The following is a 7057-nucleotide window of genomic DNA, read 5'->3' on the forward strand; positions in this document are numbered from 1 at the left end:
TGAAAAGTCCATGTTTGGTTTAGGAAAAGAAATAATGAAAACAGAAAAGAAACCAACTAAAAATGTTGTTATATCGGAGCGTGACTATAAAAACTTAGTGACTGCTGCGAGAGATAACGATAAGTTAAAACAGCATGTTAGAAATCTCATGAGTACTGATATGGCGAGAGAATATAAAAAATTAAGTAAAGAACATGGGCAAGTTAAAGAAAAATATAGTGGTCTTGTAGAGCGATTTAACGAAAATGTAAATGATTATAATGAGTTGCTTGAAGAAAATAAGTCTTTAAAGTCTAAAATAAGCGATTTAAAGCGTGATGTGAGTTTAATCTATGAAAGCACTAAGGAATTCCTTAAGGAACGTACAGACGGCTTAAAAGCCTTTAAAAACGTTTTTAAGGGGTTTGTAGACAAGATAAAGGATAAAACAGCACAATTCCAAGAAAAACACGATTTAGAACTTAAAAAGAACGAATTTGAACTAACTCATAACCGTGAGGTAAAAAAAGAACGAAGTCGAGATCAGGGAATGAGTTTATAAAATAAAAAAAGCACCTGAAAAGGTGTCTTTTTTTGATGGTTTTGAACTTGTTCTTTCTTATCTTGATACATATAGAAACAACAAGTTTTTATTTTTATAGTTTACATCGCGTTTAAAGTGTTGGTGTGATTGGCTTTATAAGGTTAATGAACCTTTAAAAATCCTTGCACAGAAAAATACCCTATGTTATTGTTTAAGTTACCACACAAAAACAAATTTACATAGGGGGTTTCTGTATTAATTATGTGCAATAATAATAGCATTAATTCAGATGAAAAATCAAGTGTACTAATCGACAAAACAAAAAGTGGAAAAATAAGACCTTGGCGAGAAAAGAAAATGGCAAATGTAGATTATTTTGAACTCTTGCATATTCTTGAATTTAAAAAGGCTGAACGTGTAAAAGATTGTGCAGAGGTACTTGAATATAAAGTGAGTTATGAAACGGGAGAAAAAACGTTATATCGTGTGTGGTTTTGTAAATCTCGATTATGTCCAATGTGCAACTGGAGGAGAGCAATGAAGCATGGTATTCAGTCACAAAAGGTTGTTGCAGAAGTTATCAAACAAAAACCAACAGTTCGTTGGCTTTTCCTTACGTTGACCGTTAGAAATGTTTATGATGGTACTGAATTAAATAAAAGTTTATCGGATATGTCAAAAGGTTTTAATCGTATGATGAAATATAAGAAAATTAATAAAAACTTAGTTGGTTTTATGCGAGCGACAGAAGTAACTGTAAATAATATAGATAATTCTTATAACCAACACATGCATGTGTTGGTTTGTGTAGAAAGCACTTATTTTTATAACACTGAAAACTATGTGAATCAAAAGCAATGGATTCAATTTTGGAAAAGAGCTATGAAATTAGATTATGATCCAAACGTTAAAGTCCAAATGATTCGACCAAAAAATAAACATAAATCTGATATAAAATCAGCCATTGATGAAACTGCAAAATATCCAGTAAAAGATACAGATTTTATGACTGATGACGAAGAAAGAAATTTGCAGCGTTTAGCTGATTTGGAGGAAGGACTTTATCGAAAAAGATTAATTTCATATGGTGGTTTATTAAAGGAAATTCATAAGGAATTAAATCTTGATGACGCAGAAGATGGCGATTTAATACATACAGATGATGAAGAAAAAGCAGATGAAGATGGCTTTTCTATTATTGCAATGTGGAATTGGGAACGGAAAAATTATTTTATTAAAGAGTAATTCAACAAAAGGGCCAAGATTGTTTAAGCAAAACAAGACAAGTTAAGGGGTGCAGTTTACGCACCCCTTAACTTACTTATTAAATAATTTATAGCTATTGAAAAGAGACAAGAATTGCTCAAAGCTAATATTGTTTAAATCGTCAATTCCCGCATGTTTTAAGGATTTGTTAAATTGACTCTTTGTAAATATTTTCTTGTATTCTTTGTTAACCCATTTCATAACGAAATAATTATACTTCTGTTTATCTTTGTACGATATTCTTGATTTTTTTCTATTTAATCTGATAAGCGAGCTATTCACTTTAGGTTTAGGATGAAAATATTCTCTTGGAACCATACTTAATATAGAAATATCAACTTCTGCCATTAAAAGTAACGCCAATGAGCGCTTTGTATTCAATAACCTTTTAGCAAACCCGTATTCCACGATTAAATAACTCTCATCAGCTATACTTTCAAAAACAACTTTGCGTATTATATCCGTACTTATGTTGTAAGGTATATTACCAAATATTTTATAGGATTGGTTTTTAGGAAATTTAAACTGCAATATATCCTTGTTTAAAACTTGAAAATTATCGTGATTAACAAGTTTATTTTCTGTAGTCTTGCATAATTTATGGTCTATTTCAATAGCAGTTACGAAATTACACCTTTGTACTAATTCAAGGGTAAAATGCCCTTTTCCTGAGCCAATTTCAAAGATATTATCATGTTCATTTAAGCTTATATTTGTCATTATTTTATCTACATTACGTTTCGAAGTAATAAAGTTTTGACTGTCTTTTATATTTTTTTTGTTCATTATAACCCTCTTTAATGCGGTTATAATGAATTTTGCTTATCAACGATTCATTATAACCACTTATTTTTTGTTTGGTTGATAATCAACTGTGTTGATTACAAAAATACTAAAAATGCCCATATATTAATTCTCCTTCTTATAAACTTAAAATAATTATAGCACAAGCTCTGATAAATAAGAACATGATGAACGACCGTTAAATTTATACTGCAATCGGGCGCGATTGTTGAATAAGAATACAAAAGATACGAGAGATCATTCTCGTGTCTTTTGTTATTTTAAGTGGTTTTGTCCGTTATCCTGGAAAACCGAAAGTCGAGCAAATTTTGATTTTGCTGAGTACGGCTTTCGGTACGAAAAACATAACGGACAAAATAAAAAAGACAAGGGTTTAAGGTGGAGATTTTTCAGCGCAGCGTTTTGAAAAATACGACCTGTCCCTTGTCTTTTTTAAACGAGCCACGAGAGCAAATCCCCCTTTTGCTGAGGTGGCAGAGGTCAGGTTTTTTTGTTTCTTTTTTCTCGTAAAAAAAAGAAAGGTCTTAAAGGTTTTGTGCATACTGGTAATCAGTATGCAGGGTTTTGTTGGCAGAGCCAATAGCCTCGCAGAGCACACACTTTATGGATATAAAGTATAGTGTGCTATACTTTACATGGAAGTTGACCGAAATAAGGGGGCGTGTTTTTGTGAGTTTTGCTGTGGTACGGATGCAGAAAATGAAGAGTCCAGATTTAAAGGGCATGCAATTTCACAACCAGCGAGAACGGGAAAGTCGGACGAATCCAGACATCGATCCGGACCGTGAACATTTGAATTATGATTTGCTGCATCAAGAGAAAATTGATTACAACCAACAAGTAAAAGCCATCATCGAGAGCCAAAAAGTAAGCGAACGGAAAACCCGAAAAGATGCCGTGCTCGTAAATGAGCTGCTGGTGACATCGGACCGGAAATTTTTTGATGGGTTAGATCCGGCTGAACAGAAACGGTTTTTCGAGGAAAGCCATAAATTGTTTTCGGAACGCTACGGCAAACAAAATATCGCTTATGCGACGGTTCACAACGACGAGAAAACGCCTCACATGCATTTAGGGGTCGTTCCGATGCGTGACGGCAAACTCCAGGGCAAGAATGTCTTCAATCGGCAGGAGTTGCAGTGGATGCAGGAAGAATTCCCAAAACACATGCAAAGTGTTGGTTTTGAAGTCGAACGGGGCATTGCCTCTGACCGGAAACACATTGAAATGAGCCGTTTTAAGGCGTTAACGCTCAATGAAGAGATTAAAACCCTTGAGAAGGAAACAGAAGCCCTCAGAAACGCGCTGACGGCTTCTAAGAAGGTCGATGAGCTGCAAGTCACTAAACCCTCTCTATTTGACCGGAACCACGTAAAATTGCCTGTAGAGGACTTTGAAGCACTTAAAGCAAGAGCGAAGGCCACGGAAGCCATCGAAAGGACCATCGAGGCTCATGAAAAGCGATTTGACGATATGGTCGATAACGTGATCGACAGCGATCGGAAACTGGACCAAGAAAAAAGAAAAACGGCGCAGCTGCAGAAAGAAAATAACGGTTTGAAAAAAGAAAATCTCGATTTGCAGAAGGAAAACAAAACCCTGAAAAGCCAGTTGAATGTTTTGATGGAATTTGCAAAATCCCAGCTGGAGAAATTCAAGGAATGGCAAAAAGAGCGTCAGCAAGAAAAAGAAAACAATATTGCTAGAAAAAGAGACCAAGAGTTGGAACGCTGAAAGGCGCAGAGAGTCTTCACGCAAAGTGCCCAGTTATACACCACCCCAAATCGGGGTGGTGAAAGGAATTCACTTGTCGCCTTCGGATGTAAAAAATACATAAATAAAAATGAAAAAACAGCAATAATTCGTTCGTAAATTTAGCTTGAAACAGAAGAACGTTCGCAAAGTGGATGGCCACATTTACGAACGTTCTTTTTCTGTTTTCCGGTTGCTTTTGAGGTGTTCGAAAACGTGTACTTTTACGAACGCTAATAAAGTGAGAAATCAAATGATATTAAAAGGTTTTCAAAAAGTTGAAGAAGAACTTAGCAAGAGGGTTTCAGATTATATAATTGAGGAGGGTTTTATGAAGCTGAACGCATTCCCGAATACTTTCAAGTTGTTCTCTAGAGAGACTACATAAATTAACTGCCAAAGACTACATTTTTAGAATGCCATAAACATCTTCAAGTATATATTTCATTAACTTACATTTGTATTTAGGGAGAATAAAAAATCCTCCCAATTATTATTGGAAGGATTATCTATTCATTTATACTAAATAAGAGTTTTTTGTCATTCGACAAACAAAACATCTAGTTAAACTGATTTAAAAAAAATGGATGACTAATCCTATATCTTAGTACTTTGAAACTTATTCATTTCAAATTAGAAGAATACAGATTAGTTAATTATCTTCCACCCAGTAGTCCATTCATATTTGAAGAAAATACTAGCATAATTGAGTTATCAAAATAATATTAATTGCATTAATATTATTTAAAAATTCACCTTATTATATCAGCTATATACCTTGTTCAATACTATTGGCTATTTTGATAATTACCATATAATTGACCACAAGCAGCGTCAATATCAATCCCAAATTGACTTCTAATTGTGACATGGATACCAGCAGACTTCAAAACTTTGTAAAAGGCTTCTACCTGCCCTTCGTTTGCTTCTCCATACATCTCAGGTGCACTTATTGTAGGATTGTATCGTATCAAATTTACATGATATAACTTCCCTGATTTATAGCGACTTTTAAGAAGGCTAACAACTTCGTTTGCATGCTCAAGAGAATCATTTACACCAGGCAACATGATATAAGCTATATATACTTTCCTTGAAGTTAATCTTATATGTTCATCGAGTATATTCATTACCTCATCTATTGGGTATCTATCATTTATTGGCATCAATTTGCTGCGTTCCTCACTATAAGGTGAGTGTAATGAAAATGTAAGATTTACTTGAGGATATTCCTGGGTTATTTTTTTGATACTAGGTATAATACCAATCGTTGATATAGAAAGTCTACGAGGACTTAATGCAAATAAATTAGGATCCGTAAACGAATCAAGAGCATCAAATACTTGACGGTTGGCTAGAGCTTCACCCATTCCCATAAAAGAAATGCTATCAATTTGATGACCTAATAAATGGAAGTATAAAACTTGATCTGTTATCTCATCTACAGTTAGGTTTTTTTTCAATCCAATGTCGCCTGTAGCACAAAATTTACACCCAAAATTACATCCGCATTGTGATGATATACAAAATGACTCCCAACCTGCTTTATACTTCATGTTTACCGTTTCTACTCTCTCATTCTTTGATACTTCAAAAAGCACTTTCGTAACTTGCTCTGAATTTTGCTCTGCTAAGAGCTTGATATTCAAAACTGTTTCTCCAAAATTATTTATTAAATCCTCCCTAAGTAATTTTGGAAGAACCTTCATATCCTCAAATCGACTAATTCTTTGTTTAAAAATCGCATTGGTTATTTGTTTTATTCTATAATCAGGCTCATTATTACTTCTTAAAAATTCCTGTATTTTACCATACTTTGTTTTATTATTAAAATTCATTTCTTTCATCCTTTCACAATTTGCTCTAGTGGTAATTAGAATAATTGGAAAGGAGTAGCAGTCCCTAAGAATCAATTTCTTTTTGCACACAAAAAAAACACAGATAAAAATTACCGGTGCCGAAAGTCAAAACATACAAATATGCATATTTCACTACATAAAACAAGTATGTTGATGATCTTGTTTTAAACTTATCCATAGTAGAGGCAAAGCTCCGGCAACTGTTTTTATATCATTGTTTAGTTTAAAAAAGGACAGACTACTCCCTTTAATAGCTAAACGGTTTCCGATTTTTGTATTTTCACCGAATAAGATTCTAAAAACAGTTAACATAGCTATTACCTCCTTTCACTAATTAATATACTTAGCCTGTACTGTAACATTTTAATATTCAAATGTAAATATTAAAGTTAGCAACATAATGTAAAACCTAAATCAACCAATTTTATAAAAACTTTTAGTGCCTTGTCTTCATCTGATATTTATGGACTGGGGAAACCAACTGGACGAGATAGAAGGTGGGGGCTATTTGAACATTTACGTTAAGAAAATTGCAGCAAAAAATCGATTCCTTGAAGTTTAGGAATCGATTTTTAAATGTGTTTAATCGTCAAGAACTGTTATGGTTACAAGATAAATTCCCCGAGCATATGAAAAAACAGGGTTTTGAGTTGAAGCGTGGTGAACGTGGCTCTGACCGTAAACATATTGAGACAGCTAAATTTAAAAAACAAACTTTGGAAAAAGAGATTGATTTTCTAGAAAAAAACTTAGCAGTTAAAAAAGATGAATGGACTGCTTATAGCGATAAAGTTAAATCAGATTTAGAAGTACCAGCGAAACGACACATGAAGGGTGAAAAGTCCATGTTTGG

6 protein-coding genes and 2 pseudogenes are annotated in these 7057 nt (G+C 33.7%); 4 read left to right on the forward strand and 4 right to left on the reverse strand.

Translation table 11 applies throughout. The features are described from left to right. Both KA814_RS00005 and KA814_RS00010 read left to right on the forward strand, forming a co-directional pair. Positions 1 to 541 (forward strand): annotated as a pseudogene (locus tag KA814_RS00005) (MobV family relaxase); the annotation flags it as partial. Positions 542 to 784: 243 nt separating this feature from the next. Then, positions 785 to 1768: a protein rep gene (locus KA814_RS00010; RefSeq protein ID WP_014125933.1), complete on the forward strand. Its 984-nt coding sequence runs from the start codon at positions 785 to 787 to the stop codon at positions 1766 to 1768. A gap of 72 nt (positions 1769 to 1840) precedes the next feature. On the opposite strand, the gene erm(C) is transcribed toward KA814_RS00010, so the two are convergent. Both erm(C) and ermCL read right to left on the reverse strand, forming a co-directional pair. Continuing rightward, positions 1841 to 2575 carry a 23S rRNA (adenine(2058)-N(6))-methyltransferase Erm(C) gene (erm(C), locus tag KA814_RS00015; RefSeq protein ID WP_014125936.1) on the reverse strand — a complete coding sequence of 245 codons (735 nt, stop codon included), beginning with the start codon at positions 2573 to 2575 and terminating at the stop codon, positions 1841 to 1843. A gap of 60 nt (positions 2576 to 2635) precedes the next feature. Then, positions 2636 to 2695: a 23S rRNA methylase leader peptide ErmCL gene (ermCL, locus tag KA814_RS00020; protein WP_014158491.1), complete on the reverse strand. Its 60-nt coding sequence runs from the start codon at positions 2693 to 2695 to the stop codon at positions 2636 to 2638. Between the two features lie 567 nt (positions 2696 to 3262). On the opposite strand from ermCL, the gene mobV reads away from it, so the two are divergent. Further along, a complete protein-coding gene (gene mobV / locus KA814_RS00025; RefSeq protein WP_172684477.1) occupies positions 3263 to 4327 on the forward strand; it encodes a MobV family relaxase in 1065 nt (354 codons plus the stop codon). Between the two features lie 806 nt (positions 4328 to 5133). On the opposite strand, the gene cfr is transcribed toward mobV, so the two are convergent. Continuing rightward, complete coding sequence (gene cfr / locus KA814_RS00030) at positions 5134 to 6183, reverse strand: 23S rRNA (adenine(2503)-C(8))-methyltransferase Cfr (protein ID WP_001010505.1); 1050 nt, start codon at positions 6181 to 6183, stop codon at positions 5134 to 5136. 153 nt (positions 6184 to 6336) lie between these two features. Beyond that, entirely contained in the window at positions 6337 to 6516 is a 180-nt protein-coding gene (locus KA814_RS00035) for a hypothetical protein (protein ID WP_013356267.1), read from the reverse strand. A gap of 263 nt (positions 6517 to 6779) precedes the next feature. Here KA814_RS00035 and KA814_RS00040 point away from each other — a divergent pair. Then, positions 6780 to 7057, forward strand: a pseudogene (locus KA814_RS00040) (plasmid recombination protein); the annotation flags it as partial.

It is taken from the genome of Staphylococcus sp. GDY8P196P (assembly GCF_017891705.1).
Taxonomy (GTDB): domain Bacteria; phylum Bacillota; class Bacilli; order Staphylococcales; family Staphylococcaceae; genus Staphylococcus; species Staphylococcus ureilyticus.

Excerpts from the sequence above, each read along its gene's own strand:
- KA814_RS00010 (WP_014125933.1), top strand. The coding sequence starts at position 785 with ATGTGCAATAATAATAGCATTAATTCAGATGAAAAATCAAGTGTACTA.
- cfr (WP_001010505.1), bottom strand. The coding sequence starts at position 6,183 with ATGAATTTTAATAATAAAACAAAGTATGGTAAAATACAGGAATTTTTA.
- KA814_RS00035 (WP_013356267.1), bottom strand. The coding sequence starts at position 6,516 with ATGTTAACTGTTTTTAGAATCTTATTCGGTGAAAATACAAAAATCGGA.